Annotated in this window: 11 protein-coding genes; 5 read left to right on the top strand and 6 right to left on the bottom strand. The window is 69.6% G+C overall.

All coding sequences use genetic code 11. The features are described 5' to 3' along the window. Positions 1–806: 806 nt before the first annotated feature. The gene (locus FHX52_RS08555; protein ID WP_141821503.1) at positions 807–1,400 is read right to left on the bottom strand and encodes a GNAT family N-acetyltransferase; all 594 of its coding nucleotides are present in this window, start codon (positions 1,398–1,400) and stop codon (positions 807–809) included. Positions 1,401–1,615: 215 nt separating this feature from the next. Between FHX52_RS08555 and FHX52_RS08550 the strand changes: the two genes are divergently transcribed. Beyond that, the gene (locus FHX52_RS08550; protein WP_141821502.1) at positions 1,616–2,203 is read left to right on the top strand and encodes a DUF6529 family protein; all 588 of its coding nucleotides are present in this window, start codon (positions 1,616–1,618) and stop codon (positions 2,201–2,203) included. An 89-nt stretch (positions 2,204–2,292) separates the two neighbouring features. On the opposite strand, the gene FHX52_RS08545 is transcribed toward FHX52_RS08550, so the two are convergent. Further along, positions 2,293–2,613 (bottom strand): hypothetical protein, encoded by a 321-nt coding sequence (locus tag FHX52_RS08545; protein WP_246069686.1) that lies wholly within the window; start codon positions 2,611–2,613, stop codon positions 2,293–2,295. Then, positions 2,576–4,732, bottom strand: a complete 2,157-nt coding sequence (locus FHX52_RS08540; protein ID WP_141821501.1) for a KAP family P-loop NTPase fold protein — start codon at positions 4,730–4,732, stop codon at positions 2,576–2,578. Before FHX52_RS08540 ends, FHX52_RS08545 begins: the two co-directional genes overlap by 38 nt. Before the next feature lie 529 nt (positions 4,733–5,261). Between FHX52_RS08540 and FHX52_RS08535 the strand changes: the two genes are divergently transcribed. Then, positions 5,262–5,486 (top strand): hypothetical protein, encoded by a 225-nt coding sequence (locus FHX52_RS08535; RefSeq protein ID WP_141821500.1) that lies wholly within the window; start codon positions 5,262–5,264, stop codon positions 5,484–5,486. 208 nt (positions 5,487–5,694) lie between these two features. Here FHX52_RS08535 and FHX52_RS08530 read toward each other — a convergent pair whose 3' ends face one another. Then, the gene (locus FHX52_RS08530) at positions 5,695–6,540 is read right to left on the bottom strand and encodes a nuclease-related domain-containing protein (protein WP_246069684.1); all 846 of its coding nucleotides are present in this window, start codon (positions 6,538–6,540) and stop codon (positions 5,695–5,697) included. Between the two features lie 132 nt (positions 6,541–6,672). Here FHX52_RS08530 and FHX52_RS08525 point away from each other — a divergent pair, with 132 nt between their 5' ends. After that, the gene (locus FHX52_RS08525; protein ID WP_141821499.1) at positions 6,673–6,996 is read left to right on the top strand and encodes a histone-like nucleoid-structuring protein Lsr2; all 324 of its coding nucleotides are present in this window, start codon (positions 6,673–6,675) and stop codon (positions 6,994–6,996) included. Positions 6,997–7,223: 227 nt separating this feature from the next. Here the strand turns inward: FHX52_RS08525 and mobF are convergent, their stop codons facing one another. After that, positions 7,224–13,358 (bottom strand): MobF family relaxase, encoded by a 6,135-nt coding sequence (gene mobF, locus FHX52_RS24530; RefSeq protein ID WP_141821498.1) that lies wholly within the window; start codon positions 13,356–13,358, stop codon positions 7,224–7,226. A gap of 281 nt (positions 13,359–13,639) precedes the next feature. On the opposite strand from mobF, the gene FHX52_RS08515 reads away from it, so the two are divergent. Next, positions 13,640–13,987: a hypothetical protein gene (locus FHX52_RS08515; RefSeq protein WP_141821497.1), complete on the top strand. Its 348-nt coding sequence runs from the start codon at positions 13,640–13,642 to the stop codon at positions 13,985–13,987. Positions 13,988–14,219: 232 nt separating this feature from the next. Continuing rightward, on the top strand, positions 14,220–15,323 hold the full coding sequence (locus FHX52_RS08510; RefSeq protein WP_141821496.1) for a DUF4192 domain-containing protein: 1,104 nt from the start codon (positions 14,220–14,222) through the stop codon (positions 15,321–15,323). 114 nt (positions 15,324–15,437) lie between these two features. On the opposite strand, the gene FHX52_RS08505 is transcribed toward FHX52_RS08510, so the two are convergent. Beyond that, positions 15,438–16,316, bottom strand: coding sequence for a hypothetical protein (locus FHX52_RS08505; RefSeq protein ID WP_141821495.1), 879 nt, complete (start codon positions 16,314–16,316; stop codon positions 15,438–15,440). Between the last annotated feature and the right edge of the window lie 148 nt (positions 16,317–16,464).

Raw genomic sequence — 16,464 nt, 5'->3', positions numbered from 1 at the left:
GGTGCGTGCCAGGTCGCCGAGCCGGGAGTAGCCCTCGATGACGGTGTCCCCAACGGGCGCGACGGGTTGCGTACGTGTCCGCGTCGGCTCCCTCAAGCTGTGCGGCGGCGGCTCAACGAAGCAATCCATAGACCGCCCGCGACGACGACAGCCACCGCCGCCCCGACCCCGATCACTGGGGGGTCTGTAGGTTGGCCAGAGCCGACTGCGGACTTCGGCGCGTCCGCCGAAGCCGGGAGGTTCCGCGCGGCCGAGTTGCTCGAGGCGGCACCGCCGACATAGACATTTGACGACTGCCTGCAGGGCCCGACCCTGCCCGCACCCAGGTAATTCTCGCACTGGGCTGCCGCGTGCGATGGAGGCGGGTCCAGCGGCTGTGACGAGAAGGCCGGGCCGACGAGGACCAGAGACAGTGCTGCAGACGCGCCGGCTGCGGCGGCGATGCGGGGACCCGAACGTTTGCTGACGAAGGACCGACTGGCGATCGCGGTGGTGTGACGGTTCATGATCTCTCCTGGGTTCGTGCTGCCGACGTGTTGCCGGCCACTCCACGATCCGGCCCTGCACTCGCCGCCACATCGGAGGTCCTGCCAGTGTTGACGCCGTCGACTACCTATCTCCGGCTCGTGCAGCGGCCTCGCACGGCGAGCAAGCCGAGCTGCGCACAGATGACCGCTCGTCCGCGGTTTCGCGAGATCACTACCTTCGTGATCGACGTTGCCGACAGCCTTGAACCCGTCCCCTACCGCCGCGTTGAGCGGTAGGCCCAGACGACTACCCCGCCTGGGCTTGGACGAAACCAAGCGTCAGGACGACGCACCGAGTCGGCGTCGCACCACCCTCCGGCGCAGAGTGGGCGATGCCTCGACCTCGAAGCCGGCGTCGAGGAAGACTTGGAGCAGCCCGACCGAGGCCTCATCCCAGATCACCGTCTTGCCCGGCGGCGGCTCGGTTGGGTAGCCCTCGAGGACGCGGGCACCGACCTGCCTGCCGTACTCGATGGTTGCGGCGGCGAGCTCGTACATCAGTCCCTGTCGACGGAACCCCCTGCGCACGACGAAGCAGGTGACCGACCAGACGCCCTCGAGGTCGGGGTCCGTCCGCATCCACGACTTCTGCCGGGCCCAAATCCTCGGGTAGTTCTCCCGCGGCTCGACCGCGACCCAGCCAGCCGGCTCCCCGTCGACGTAGCCGACCAGGCCGGACGTGGGGCCGCTCGTGCCGCAACCGGTCTGCTCCAGCAGCGCGGCGTCGCGCTCCTCCTGCGTCGTGTCGCGCCAGATCCAGCCCGGCACCTTGAGCGCCTGACAGCGGCACCTGCGGGCCCCACCGGCGTCGAACACGGCCTCGACGTCCTCGCTCGTCGCGTCGTTGGCCGGTCGCCAGCTGAACTCGGGCACACCGCGAGACTAGCGGCGGGCCGCCGCCGGTGACGACGCCGTGACGATCAATCCGTGACCTCGACGATGCGTCGCACCGCCGCTTGACGACCGTGCCGGCCGCATCTTCCTCGCGCTGGCTTGGGCAGGCTTCGTCTGTTGCCCCGCGCCGCGCACCGGCTGGATGTTGGTGTGTTCCTCGGCGGGACGAGCAGAACCAGGAGGATCCTGACCCCATGGCAACCAGTACGCCGCCGAGGAACATAGCCGTTCCCCTGGCCGCGTTCGTCTCCGGCGCGGTCGTTGCCCTGCTCGTCGGGGTGTTCGGCAAGCTTCACGACCCGACCCTGGCCGGCACGACAACGTTCGGCTTCCGCACGGTCATCGACATGAAGGTCGTGCTGTCCGTGGTGATCGGAGTCCTCGCGGTGCTCCAGCTCGCCGGGGCACTCTGGATCTACGGCAAGCTCGGCGCCCCCGCCCCTTCGTGGGTCGGGACTGCCCACCGGATCTCGGGTGCGGTTGCGATCGCGCTCATCATGGTGGTCGCCTATCACTGCCTCTGGGCGCTGGGCCTCGAGACCGGCACGTTCGCCTCCGGAGCACCCGTGCCAACCCGCACGGTCGTGCACGGGGTGCTTGGCTGTGTCCTCATCGGCGCTGTGGTGGTCAAGGTGATGGCGGTCCGGTCACGCCACGCGCCCGGGTGGTTCCTGCCCGTGGCCGGCGGCCTGCTCTTCGCCCTCATCGTGGTCGTCGTGCTGACGTCGGCCGTCTGGTACATAGGCGCCCACGGCTGGCCCGGCTCCGGCGGCTACGGCTGAGCCATACGCACACGACACCGCGTGCTTCAGAACGCGTCCTTGCGCCGCCTGTCGCCCATGGTGGTGCCGGGACAGCGGAGTTCCCGGTCTCAAGCCGAGTGGTTACTGGTCATGCCGTGTCGGATGGCGGCCAAAAGGACGTCGGTGTCGATGACTGAGAGGCGTGTGAACTTGATGCAGTAGCCCGTGATGCTGGCCCGACCGATCGAGGCTCCGTAGGTGCGCGCCAGGTACGTCTTGTCCTCGAGTCCGAGCACGTAGACCGAGATGCCCGTCGTGTTGGCGCTCAGGCCGATGCGATAGAACTCTCGCGCGGACCGGTCGGCGTAGGTGATGGTGTAGACGCCGTAGCCGATGTTGGGGTTGGCCGGGCTAGCGCTGGTCTTCGGTTTGCTGCTGAACGGTGCCATCGTCTTGGGCGGCCGTCGGAGTGATGAACTGGGCCGCAAATTCGCGGCGACGCGGCCAAGTGGTCTCGCGCCACTCGCCCGTCTCTGCGCGATTGGCCGAGCGCGCCTCGGTCCCAGTCACCTTCGTAAAGAGCTCGCCCGAGAAGGACGCGCTCGATGGGCGGCCTGATCCACCGATGACGTAGGCCAGATCGACGAACCTGGCGGCAACGTCCTCGATGGTGAAGTCGTTCGCGGCCAAGCCGGCGGCGATCTGGGTCTGCAGTGCCGCCAGGCTCGGCGAGTCGGCGACAAGTTCGTAGAGGAAGCTACTGCCGGACTCCCCGTCCGCGCCGTCGCCCTTCCGCAGGTCTGTGAGGAGCATGGGCAGGATGCGACCAACCTCGCGCTGTAGAGCGTCGGTCAGGGCCTTCTGCGTCGCGTCACTGAGCCGGTTTACGTCGCGTGTGGCAGTAATGAGCACGTGCGTCCGACGGTGGATCTGGGAGCATCTGAGCAGCGCAGGGTCGATGTCACAAGTGGGCTCGGTGTCGAGTAGCCGTCGAAGTAGCGTGGCCGCCCACCAACGGAGTTGATCGCTCGTCGATGTCCAGGTGGTCAACCGATCGTCCTGCGCATCGTCGACCAACGCCATGGCCACTGCGAGGAGGTCGAAGGTGACTAATCCCTTCGGGCCCGTGTGGTACTGGACCTCGTCGATGTCGGGGTAGCGTGCCCGGATCTTGCCCAGCGCAAGTAGCACCCGATCGTTGTCGTCGTCTGCCAATAGGGCACGTAGGTCATGGGCGTCGCCAGTTGCTGCCGTCTCCAATAGTTGGCTGATGAGGGCGTCGGGGATGTCGCCTTCGGGGATGGCCTGAGCCAGGTAGCGATCGAAGTAGTCGGGGTGCGCGAACCGTCCCGCAGGAAGGCGAGAGGGGTCTTTGCCGCGCACGACCGGGAATATCGCACGAAGTATGGACAGTGCGTCGCGGCGATCTTCCTCTTCCTCGAGGCCGTCCACGAGTTCGTCCCAGTTAGGTTGCTGTTCTTCGCGTCGGGTCACGCTGATGTACGACGAAGAGGTCACTTTCGTCAGATTGGCCTTCCAGGACTGCAGCCTTGCATACACGTCAGGGAACTGGACCCTCAGGAAGGTGGCCAGGATGAGGTCGACATCGTTCATTTCATCGAGGTCATGGGCGCGGACCTGCTCGCGCACCTGCGCAAGGAAGCGCTCGATCGCCCTTGGCGTGGCTAGTTGCTTGGGCATGGTGGTCAAGATGACGTCGCCGAACCTTTGCTTGTCGAAACTCGTCTCGACACGCTCCAGCGTCAGGATCTCCGTGAGGCCCGAGTCGAGCATCCGCACGATCTGGCTGGTGAGGAGCGGCGGGATGGTGAGGGGGTACTGGACGATCTTCTCCATGAACGCACGAGCCCGTGCCTTTGAGGCAGTACCTTGCCCGGGAGTCTGGAGGGTCTCGACGAGAGTCTGCTCGTCGTACGCCAACAGGAAATCCACCCCCGGAAAGCGGCCGAGCAGGCGAACGACCTTCAGCAGGTCGAGTAGCTCACCGGGCTGAAGACGGTCGATATCGTCGACCACCACGATGACTGGGGTGTCCAACTCTCGAAGAGCCGCGGCGATCTCGTCGAACGCGACGTTCCAAGGCTTCTCGAGACGCTTCGCGGCAGTCGTCGCGAGTTCACCGGCTGCGGCGCCGACGAAGGGGATCAGCGATGCGAGGGGTCGCGCTAAGTCGGCATACGACGTGATCAGGTCCCGGAGACCTTTCTTGTGTCCCCCTGGATCGACAGTGGACAACGCGGCGAAGAACTCTGAGAACAAGCCCTCGGTGCCAGAGGTCGCCCACGGAGTGAAGGTCACGACCTGCCAATCGCCGTTGGGCGACTCGGTGAGGTAGGTGGTGATGAGCGCGATGACGGAAGACTTGCCGCTACCCCAAGGACCCTCAAGTCCGTAGACGACGCTGGACTCAGGGCTGTGATTCTCGGCGATCAGTTGGGCTGCGCGTTGCGCCACAGGCGCGCGCCGGAGTCGGTCCTCAGCAGCGGTCTTGATCGGATCGTCACGCCAGCCCTTCCATGGGGGTCCCTGAGTCTTCAGGTCATTCACCTGTTATCTCCAGTCTGTAGGGCTACTTCGGCTCTTCCTCAATGAGGAGGATGACCCAGTGTGAGGTTAGGTCGAAGCGCCAACGCTCGGTGGACGACGTCCGGGCCTACACCGAGTTAGGTTTCCCAGTCCTCCCGCGAGTTGATGGTCCGGCCTGCCCATGGACGGGGGCGCGCAGCTCAACCGCGGCGCGTCACCACAGGAAAACCGCAGCGTCTTCGCCGCCCTCGCCTAGCTGCGCGCCAAACGGTCCTCAATCCAGGTGTCAAGGCTCACGTCCCGGTCGCTACCCGCGCCACGGAGGCCTGTCGGTGTCGCGGACCCAGGGCTGGTGACAAACTCATCAACCATGGATGCAACATTCTGGCTGGGCCTGCTTCTCGGAGGCATTTTTGGACTCGCTTTCGATCTCTTTAAGCGTCCCCTCGATCGGCTGCTCGATCGCCGACTAGCTCACTGAACCGCGACTCGCGCCGACGCCATCGAGGCACAGGTCACGGCGAACAGTGGAAGTCTTCGTGACTACCTCGTGGAGGTCATCCTCCAAACCACTTTGATCAGCTCGCTCATCGGCATTGTCAGCGGGGTCTTCTTCGCGCTCGGAAATTTCGCATACTCAACCAGCCTTCCGCGGTTCAGCGGCCCCGTCTTGACCACTGCAGGCCAAGTGCTCGCGATCGGTGGCGCCGCCTACATTGTCCGCGTTGCCGGCGACGCGCTCGTGGTTGCACGCCGGCTGAATCCAACCTCGTGACAACCAGAAGGTCTCTGCCCGATACGCCATTCTGCAAGAGACGACAGGGTCGAGCAGACGCCGATTCTCGCACTGACATCGCACGGTGCCCAGGCGCGCGCATTGCCATGTCGGGTCGACATGTCCCCTCACGCGAACGCTTGGGTCCGGCTCCCGGGCTGCGGCTCCGAGGCGCGTCTTTCTGCCGGTCTTCGGCGCGGGCGGTGCTTCAGGCCGGTTGTAGTGCGTGGGCGAGTTTGCGGTGCATCTCGGCGATGGTTTCGCCGGTATAGAGGCCGTCTGCCTGGAGCTGGGGGTAGAGCTTGCTGGGCCACAACGTCTGCACGTCGCGGGTGGTGAAGGTGCCGCCGATCAGCGGCCAGTCCGCCTCGACAAAACAGAGCACACCGTGGACCGGGACGTCGATGTCGAGCACTCCGCGCACCACGTCGACCTGTTTGAGCACTCCGTCGACGAGCGTGGTGCAGTCGCGTGAGCCGACGAGGAGTCGATCGTTGCGGGGCCGGAAGAGGCCACCTTCGTTCTTGAGGTGGGGGCGGCCGCGGTACTTCTTGGCGTCGATGACGTAGATGCCTCTGGCGGTCACGGCCAGGTGGTCGATGTTCGCCCTGCTTTTCGGGATCCGCCGGTCGTGCAGCAGTCGGACGGTGTCTGAGGCGAGGCGGTCCAGGCCCTTGCCGAGTGCTTCTTCTCCGGCTGCGCCGGTGTCCCAGGCGGTCGTTGACTGCCGCTCGTCGGAGAACGCGAGGATGAGGCCGCCGAGTTTCGGGTGCGCAGCCCGGATGCGTTCTTCGCGCTTGGCCTTGCGGCGCTCGAACTCGCGACGCGCTGACGCTCCCGCGGTGCCGGGGTCAACGACGTCCCTGAGAGGAGGGTCGACGACACCCGCGACGGAGGGCTCGGCTGGCGGGCTCTCGTAGTGGCTGAGGCATCGGACCGTCTTCGTCGCACGCTCATAGACCGCCTCGACCTGGGCGGGGAGCTGCACCCCACAGACCCGGCAGGAACCCGCATAGCGCAGCCGCACGCGCTTCTCGTCGGTCCCCCCGTCCACGCGTTCACCGTACGGTCAACGCCCCTCAGAGGAGAGCCGACCGCCGAAAAGCTCGCGGGATGTCGCCGCAGAACGACGTTTCCTTCAGAGAGGTGGCACTCCACCGGAGACAACCGCCCCTACCATCTCGTCATGGCCGAACAAGTGATCACCACCTTGGTCGACGACATTGACGGCACTGAGGCAGCCGAGACAGTCACGTTCGCCCTCGACGGCACGTCCTACGAGATCGACCTGTCGGAGAAGAACGCGAAGGAGCTGCGCAAGAACCTCGGGCACTGGACCGACCGGGCACGAACCTCAGGCAGACCCGCGCGCACACGGAAGCGGCTCGCGGCCGCAGGCGACTCCCGTAACGCGGAGATCCGCGCCTGGGCGCACAGCAACGGACATGACGTGCCCGCCCGTGGACGTATCCCGCAGCGGATCGTGGACGCGTTCGACGCAGCCCACTAAAGACGGCGCAATGCCTCAGAGCGCCTGGGCCGGCGAGGTCCTGGCGCTTCGGCCTTCGGTACGCCGGTGACCCCGGTCACTGGTATCTGCGTCCGCAGAGACCTGGGATGGTGAGCGTCAGCGTGCGCGGGTCCTCCGGCCCTGGCTCCGATGACGGAACGCCGGTCCGGCGATCGCCGCTGGCAGTGGTCATCGCTCGGTCCAGGGTGGTCTGCGGCTTGGTGATCTCAGCGGCGGATGGAGCCTCGACCTCGCGCCGGTCTGTCGCGTCCGGCGAGCTGCTGCATCGCCGCGCCGGTCCGTTGGCGGCTCGCGGGCTCGGGCTCGTTGAAGGGCAGCTCGTAGAGCGCAGGGTCGTCGGGGAGCCGGACGGCGAGGCGGTGGCGGAGCTCTTGCGCCGGGAGGTCCTGCAGGGGCTGCTCGTCGATGAGATCTCGGCAGAGCCCGGCGACGTCGATGCCGGCGTGATGTGCGTGGTCGAGCATGCCGGCCAGGGCGGTCCAGTCGCTCTGGGCGGGGAGTCGGGGGTCGAGTTCGCGGGCCAGCTCGAGCCACCGGTCGACCGGTGGCTGTTCCGGGATGCTCTCGAGCCGCGAGCGGACCTCGCGGATGGCGGCCAGCTGCTGCTGGGCGGTGGCCCGCGGGTCACGGTTCCAGTGCTCGGCGTGGCCGGCGAGGCAGGCGCGTGCGGTCAGAAGCGAGACCTCGAGTCGCTGCACGACGTGTCGGCTCCCCGCGTCCCAGGCGGTCGGGGGTTGGGCGGCGAGGATCTGGCTGGCCTGCTGCAGGGCGGCCACGCCGGTGAGGTTGGCGAGGCGCTCCTCGACGAGCAGCGACGCCAGGGGCCGGGCACGGTGCAGCGTGTCGAGCAACGCGGGCGGGCCTTCGCGGGTCAGGACGTCGGCGGGGTCTGACCCGTCCGGGAAGCGGGCCACGGCGGGGGCGAGTCCGTGCGGGGCGAGCATCCAGAAGTCGCGTTCTGCGGCGACGCGGCCGGGCAGGTCCCCGTCGGTGGCCACGATCAGCGGCCTGTGCATCGAGGCGAGCTGCGCTGCCTGCTGGTGGGTGAGGGAGGTGCCGAGGGTGGCGACGCCGACGAAGGCTCCGCCGCCGGCGACGGTGACCGCGATCGCGTCCATCGGGCCCTCGACGAGCACGAGCGCCGCGTCCTGGGGCAGGGGCCACGGCGGTATCCCGTAGAGGTGGGCGCCCTTGTGGAACAGGGGCGTGTCGGCGGTGTTGAGGTACTTCGGCACACCAGGGCCACGACCGGGGTCGTCGTCGAGGGCGGGGTGGCGGCGTCCGACGAAACCGAGGACGTCGCCGTCGTGGGTGATCGGGAGCATGACCCGGTCCCGGAACCGGTCGATCAGTCTGCCGGTCCGGGCGCGGCTGGCGACGCCCGCGGCAAGCATCTCCTCGTCGGTGACGCCCGCGCGTCGCAGGGCGGCGACGAGAGAGGTCCACCCGGCGGGCGCGTACCCCGGCGCGAACGCAGTCAGGGATCCACTGGGTCCGAGCGGTCCAGGGGGCGATTCGCCGCCGGCGCTGAACCGTTCGCGCAGATACTGCTCGGCCCAGCTGCCGGGGAGCCGGTCGCGGAAGTAGCCCAAGGTGAGCTGGTTGATCTCGAGCATCCGCTCGCGACTGACCGGGCTGTCGTCCCACAGGGCGGCACGGGCGACCATGGCCTCCACGTCGTCGTCGGCGGGTTCCAGGTGTCCCATCGTCTCGCGGACCATGGCGGCGAGCTGCAGCCGCACCTCGACCGCGGCACCGGCCTCGACGGCGAAATCGAGGGGGGCCGCTGCTCCGTCGGCGTCAGCCTTGGCGCCTGAGTCACGGGGTTTCGTGCTCGAGTCGCTGCCGGGGTTGAGGAGGTCGGGCCACTGCTCCGGGGTGGGCGCCTCACTGTGAGGACCGACGCCGAGGTCGATGTCAGTTGGGGGCAGCTCGTCCTCGTGTGGCTGGTCGTCGTCCAGGTCTTCCGGCGGCGGGGGAGGGTCGGTGAGGACGGTGATGCGCCACACCATGGCTTGGCAGTCGTCCAGGTCACGGGCGCCGGCCTCGGGTGCGGGGGCAGGGCGGTCGTCTGCTCCCGGGTTGTGGCTGGGGTTGGTGCCGAGGAGGTCGTCGAGGGTCCAGCCGCGGTGCAGGGCGTGGTCGATGCTGGTGACCAGGGCCGGCCACCACGGGCTGGCCTGTAGTTCCTCTGCCCGAGTCGGTCCGTAGGTGACGGTCAGGCGGGGCACCCACGACGTTGTGAGCGCGTCACGGTTGCCGCGACGATGAGGGTCGAGGTCGGCGGCGACGGCCGGGGAGATGTGGCGGCTGATCCGCCACCAGAGGGCGGCGGCGGGGTGGTCATCGGGGAGTGCCCCGTCATCCACGGCGCGTCGGAGTAGGCCGCGGGCGTCGATCCCGGCGCGGGAGATGGCGGCGAGCCGTTCGGCCAGGGTCGGGGTGAAGTCGTCGTGGCGGATTCCGGGGGCGGCGGCGTGCAGGAGCTCTTGCCATTCCTGCAGCGCGGGGGAGCGACTGCCCTGGAGTGCGGTGGTGAGGCGGCGCTGCCAGAGGGCTGCCGCTTTCGCCAGCTGGGGTGGCCCGGTGGGGCGCATGTCGGTGTCGGGGACCTGAGTGGCGGCCCGCCAGACCTGCACGTCGGCGAGGACGGCGGGGTCGGGCCGGGCGGCGGTGTGGGTGACCCACGCAGGCGTCCGCGTGTAGGCAGTGTCCTTGACCTGGGCGGCGAGGGTGCTGACGAGTTCGGCTCTGCGGGTGAGGTATTCGCCCCACGTCGGGTGCTGCCCCAGGGCCGGCGGGATGCCGGGGAGCCACGGCAGTGGCCCGGTGGAGGAATCGCCGCGATCTGCGTCGAGTTCGTGAGTCGTTGCAGTCATGTGGTCCTCGAGGCGCCAGTCGATGACGGCCGCGGCGTCGGCGGCGGTGTCGAGCTCACGGGTGAAGGCGGCGGTGCGCAGCGCGGTGAGGGGGTCGCGGTCGTGGGCGGCGAGCAGGATCAGGTGCGCGCGCAGGGTCGGCCAGGCAGGCTGGTCGGTCAGTCCGGGGACAGCGTGGTCGGCGTCGTGTTCAAGGCGGCGGACGGTGTCGGGGCCGAGGAGGTCTTCGGCGGCGTAGTGGACGGCGTCGGTGTAGCGGGCGGTCGCCCGGCCGAGGAGCAGGGCGGGGTCGGCGGCGTCGCGGAGCTGGGTGGTCGCGGAGGCGGGGGAGGCGTCCCGGGCCAGGATCGTCTCGAGGATGTCGGTGGCGGTCGGTGGGGCGAGGGTGTCGGGGTGGATCGCGGTGTGCGGGTCGCCGTCGCCGACGACCTGGACGTAGACGTGGTTCGCGACCCGGCCGCGGGTGAGCATCGTGTACAGCTGCTGGCGCGACTCCTGCCCGGTGGCGAGGCCGTGCATGGTGTCCGCGGAGACGCCTTGGGCGGCGTGGACGGTAGTGGCGTAGCCGAGCTCGGTGGATGCGGTCACGTAGCCGGCGGGGAGGGTGATGGTGTGTCGGTGGCGGGTGTGCTGGACCCGGAGTCGGCCGTCGCCGCCGACGTCGAGGACGGTCCAGCGGTCGCCGTTCTTGACCCAGTCCGACGCGGTCAACCGGAGTCGGCGGTCGTTGGACCGGGTGATGACCAGGTCCCCGACGGAGGCGGCGTTTCCGTCCGCCAGAGTGACCGCCGTCCCCCGATCGTCGCCCGCCGGCTGACTGTGGAGGCGATGAGTGCGGGCGCGCTGGTTGAGCTGGGCGACGAGCTCCCGGGTGGGGGCCAGCATGATCGCGTCCAAGCCACGTGCGGTGTCGGTCTGCCAGGCGGTGAAGACGTCCTCGGTGGTGGTGGCGGGGTCGCCGACGTGGACGCGGCGGGTGTCGAGGTAGAACCCGAGCGCCTCAGGGGCGCCGTCGCGCAGGGCGAGGGTGGCGGCGGCTTCGGCGGGGTCGGTGAAGCGCATCAGCTCGGTCAGCCGCAGTGCGCCGTGGGTGTGGGCGATGTCGCGTAGGACGCCGCCGGCGCCGATGGCGGCGAGCTGCTGGTCGTCCCCGATGAGCCGGACGGATCCGCCGCGGGTGGTGACGAACTGGACGACGGTGTCGAGGGTGAGGGTGTCGGCCATGCCTGCCTCGTCGACCAGGACGAGGGTGGCGGCGTCGATGCCTTTGGCCCAGTCGGGCAGGTCGCCGTGGTCGATGGACCAGGTCAGCTTGGCGAGGGTGTCGGTGACCGCCAGCCCCGGGTCAACTGGAGCGACCGTTCCGTGGGTGCCGATGGTGCGGAGAGCGGCGGGCTCGGACGACGCCGCGGGTATTGACGTGGGGACTGGGGTGAGGGTGCTGATCTGGTCGCGGACGACGGCGGCTGCGGCCGCTGACGGGGCGAGCCCGATGACGTGGCCACCGGCGTTGGCCCAGGTGGTGGACAGCGCACGCAGGGCGGTCGTCTTCCCCGCTCCGGCGGGTGCGATCGCCAGCTGGAGCCGCGCCCCGGAGGTCGACATCCCGCGCACCAGCGCGGCCTGTCCGGCGTTGAGGGTGACCCCGTTCGCGGCCGACTCGAGCAACGCCAAGTCAACATCTCGCGTGTCGACGGTGGCCCCGTCGACGCTCCCGGCCGCGGCGAGGAGGCGCTGCTCGGCGGCCAAGACCACGGCGGAGCTGTACTGGTCGGCGCCGTGCACCGTGTAGACGCTGGAGTCGTCCCGGCGCCGCAGCTGCGCCGGCTTCGCGATCCCGTCGCTCTGGTCGGTGAGCCGAACCGACCGGCGCACGAGGACGTCGTCGACGAGCAGCCCCACGACGGCGTCCACGTCCCTGACAGCGAGGTCGGCGGGGTCGGTGGATCTCACCCGGCGCTGTGCTTCGGCGCGGACGTGCCACACCTGCCACGTGCTCCGGATCGCCTGCAGGGTGGCGACGATCGAGGCGGCGGTCGCGTCCATCCACGCGGCATCCACCCGCCGAACAGGTGGCCTCCCGGCCGCTTCCGGCGTCTTGGACGCGGCGATCATCGCCGTCAGGGCGGGCTCGTCGCCGAGGACCTCGATCGCCTGCTGGCGCCAGGTGGCGCGCTGCTCGGCCAGGGTGTGTGGGTCCTTCTTCGGCTGCCGGGTTTCCAGGGTGGCCTGCTGCGCGAGCTGGATCGACTCCACTGCTGTCGGGGGCCGCCCGTGGTCGCGTTGGAAGGCTTGGGCGAGGTCGCTGCGGCGGGCCACGACGGCCGCGCGCCGGGTCGACCACCGCTCGTTCAGGCGGGGGTCGACCCCGGCCACCTCACGGACCGGACGCTTCCGGGAACCGTCGACACGAGGGCTCGTTCCGTCCTGGATCCGCCCGGTGTTGCGCTCGGTGAAGCGGAGCCCGAGGCCGGCGTGGAGGTGTTTCTCGAGGGCGGTGTTGTAGGTCTCTGAGGCGGACACGTTGGCCTTGAACAGCACCCGCCCGTCGATGCTGAGCCAGCGCCCGTCGAGGGTCTGCACCTTGTTCGCGACGGCGACGTGGGTGTGCAGGTCCGGGTCGCCGGCGCGGGAGTCACGGTGCGTGAACGCGGTCGCGACCAGCCCACGGACCTCAACCTGGCGGACCCCGTTGGTTCCGGTCCGGGTGAACAGGGCGTGCTCCTCGAGGAACCGCAGCGCGTCCCCGACGGCGGCCAGATGAGCGCGCTCGATCGCGGCGGCGGTCGTCGGGTCGGCCACCGCCCACAGGGTGCTCACGCTCTTGACCGGGGAGAAGGTCAGGTCGTAGCCGGCGACCGCGGTCGTCCGGGGACGGGAGTGTTTCGCGATCGTGGCGGCGATCTCCCGGGCTCCGTCCGACCCGCTCGCGGGGTCGCGGCCGTGCTCGGCGCGGAAGAACTCGGTCGCCACCTCGGTCCGGATCCGTGCCCGCTCCTCCAGCGGAACCACGGCGTCCGAACCGTCACCCCGGTCGTCACCGAGGTCGCCGGTGACGTCGGACCCCAGCTCCGTCGCTCGGTCGTGGATGCGGCGGGCCACCTCGATCCGGAACGCGCTGACATCGTTCGAGTACACCTTGTAGGGCGCCCCGAGCCGGGTCACCGCTTGGTGGTCGCGGACGGTCAGGTCCGGGCCGGCGAGCCGGTCCAGTCGTTGCTGCGCGAGGGGGTGGTGGCCGGAGCCGAACAGGGCCTGCATCTGCTCTTGAGTGACGACATCCCCAGCGTCGAGGCCCTCGAGGCCGGCCATGCCGGAGCCGACCCAGACCCCGGGCGTCTCGCCCTTCTGGGCGTAGTAGCTGGCCAGGCCGGTGTGGCCCTTGTCCGTGGCGTCGTGCGCCGCGACCTGACGGGTCAGGTAGTCGTACCCGCTCCCGGCCGTGAGCTTGTGGATGGACATGGTCACACCGACCAAAGCCCACCCGGCCGCGCTGGCGATCAGGTGGTTGAAACGGAAACGACCGGGAATGCATGAGGTGTGTGTGGCATGAGTGGTTGCGGTTTCGGTGGGGGTACGGAATCGGTCGGCCGGGACGCCGACGGGAAGTGCGGGTGCCTGCTGCTGTGCGCCGGCGAGAGTCAGCTCGTGGCGGGTGAATCCGGCGGCTGGCGGTGAACGCTGGGAGCGACGTTCGCGGCATACGTCGAGGACAGAAGATGCGCGGCTGAGAGGGCTGGGTCATGAGTGAAGCCACCGGGCGGGATACGCGACAGACGGTGCGGCAGGCGGCACGTCGTGCCGCCCAGGACGCACAGGCGAAGTTGCGCGCTGAGCGGCAGGAGCGGGACAAGCGGCTGGCCGGTATCGCCATGGACGTGCTCGTCGCCCTGGGCGAGCGGGACGCCGCAGTCACCACGAACGAGCGACGCGCGGGGGCAGCCCTGATGCGGCTGCTCGAGGATGAGCGCCTGAGCCTGGCGGAGGTCCAACAGTGGTGCGGCCCCAGCCTGACTCGGCAGGAGATCGCGCGGCTGCGCCGCTGCGGTAATGACCACCATGGCGCTGAGCAGAACCCGGACCTCGAGTAGACGCTGCGCGTCGGTCGGGGAGCGCCATCCCTCGCAGCTTGGAGGCGTGCTGCGTCAGGTCGCCACAGCGCCAGCGGTGCCTCCGGCCCGTGGCACTCGGAGTCGTGGTGACCCAGATATCGAGGTCCCGGACCTGAGCGTCGGCGGCGGAGTAGCTCGGCGTGAGGTGAACGCCGGGGCCCGCTGACGTGGCTTTGGTCGGTGAAACGTCGACGACCCTAAGGAGAGCATCGTGAGCGAGGCAAGGCTCGTGCTGCGCAGCATGAGCGAGGTGGTCGCGGCAGTCCCGCACTTCCTCGGCGTGCACCCCCAGGAATCACTCGTCGTGGTCCCCGAGGTGACCGGCGACACCCCGGTCGCGAGGGTGAACCTGCCTCGCGACGCCGCCCAGTCGGCGGCGGTCGCTGAGGGACTCGCTCGGGCCTACGCCGGCACCGGCGTGGGAGTCGTGTTGCTGGCCTACACCGAGCACTCGGGTCTGGCACGCCAGGTGTGTGAGACCGTCCGTGAGCGGCTCGAGCCGGCGGTCGCGGTCATCGGTGCGGTGGCGGTCGACGGCGTCGACTGGGTGCGCTTGGACGGTCCGCACCGCGGGCAGGTCAGCCAGAGCGAACGCGACCTCATGACGGCAGAGTTCCTCCTGCGGGGCCGTCCGACGCCGTTCGCGTCGCCCGAGCAGCTGCGCCAGGCGTACGCCTCCAGCCACCCGATCCCGCAGGAGCACATGGACATCGGGGCTGACCGCGCCGCCACGGCCGCGCGCGGCGGCCCCGCCGGCCACGCCGAGCGGGAGTGGATCACGGCAACGCTGGACCGGGCAGCGGCGGGGCACACCGTCCTGCCCGATCCCGACGCGGCACGCCTGATCAGCGACGTGCAACACGTGCCACTGCGGGACCACGCGTGGGCGTCGATGGAACGCGACACCGCGTCCCGTCACGCCGAGCTGTGGCGCGACCTGCTGACGCGAAGCCCCGACGACCCCACCTCACCCGCCTCGCCCGATTCACCGAAGTCGCCGGTCCCCGCCGTGGCGCCGGTCGCGTCGTTGACGGCGTTCGCGCACTGGCTCGACGGCGACGCCGTCAAGGCACGCGTCGCACTGGACCGCATCCCGCCGGGCACCAGTTACCAGATGGCGCGCCTCGTCAACCTGGCTCTGGAGGTCGGGATGAATCCACGGGCATGGACCCCGCGGGACGACTTCGCAGGGTCGCAACCTGATGAGTCCCTGCGTGAGGAGTCTCAGCGGCGCCCGTCGGTTGGCCAGGGGCAAGCGATCCGTGAGCCGCCCAAACCTCCAGACGGCTGCGGCCGCGACGGACCACCTCGCTGACACCCGACCCGGTCCGTCGCGGTGGTGGCGCGATCGTTCGTGCTGGCCGCCCCAGCTATCTGTGGCTCGCCTCTCAAGATCGGGCGTCGCAGTCGTCGTCCACCGCTCCGAGGTTTAGGGCCGCGTCGACCTGACAGGAGAAGTCGCGGGCTGCGCCGAGTCGTGAGCGAGCCTCAGTGCGTGAATCCGCTCGAAGGTGGCGGCCGACCGCGACTGTCGCAGGAGGAAGGCAGCCAATGCCGGGGCTAGGCCGGCGCGTGCAACTTGCTCGTCCCCAATGGCCTGTTCGTGTGCGGATCTGGCTCTCTCCCAGTGGGGCAGGAGGTAGCTCAGGGCGACGAGGGCTGCGCTGAGCGATCCCGCCACGGCAGCCTCTGGCTGGCCCGCCGTGACGCCTTGACCGAGGGCGATCAGGCCCACGACGAAACGCGCCCGCCACATCAGACGAACCAGAGGCAGCCGCCCGCAGGCGTGAGCGACCGACACCCCGATGCCGCGCAGGGAGCGCCACGGGATGGTCCACAGCTCGAGCGCCAAGTCCGACCGGACGGCGCCGACCCGGACGAGGCCGGCGGCGTGGCCGACAACGGCAGCCGCCTGGTCCGGCGGGAGCCGGCCCAGGCGCACCTGAGCAACGAGCCCTGCGGAGACGAGAACAGACCGGCGGCCGGCTCCTCTCGCGGACATCGTCCCTGCGCCTGGCTTGAGCCACAACCGGACCAGCGGCGGACCGACGCCGCTTTGGCAGAGCAGCACGATCGCGGGGGCCAGCGCGGCCCACTCGGCTTGGGTGAGCGGCCGGGCGCCGTGGAGCGCGCGGACCGCGACCCTCTCGCCGGCGCCGGTGAGCAGCCCGACCGTCATCGAGAGGACGCCGAGGAAGGCGACCCACGGGAGTGGGCCCGGCAGCAGCGAGGTCAGGGCTGCCGTCAGGACCGTGCTGACGGCCACACCCGCCGCGTCGGCCAGCGCCTTGGTCAGTCGTGCTCCCACCACACCCACCCTCGCCCACCTCCACGGGGAGCGACCACGCCCCCAGATCGGCTGTGTCCGGCTGATCGCCAGCCTTCGGCTGCCCGGCCTTTGTCCGTGAACCCAGTGTCCGGCCGGTGGCCGACACCCTCACCGGGTTATCCACAGG

Source organism: Humibacillus xanthopallidus (assembly GCF_006717145.1).
Taxonomy (GTDB): domain Bacteria; phylum Actinomycetota; class Actinomycetes; order Actinomycetales; family Dermatophilaceae; genus Humibacillus; species Humibacillus xanthopallidus.
This window is presented reverse-complemented; position numbering and strand designations above follow the sequence as displayed.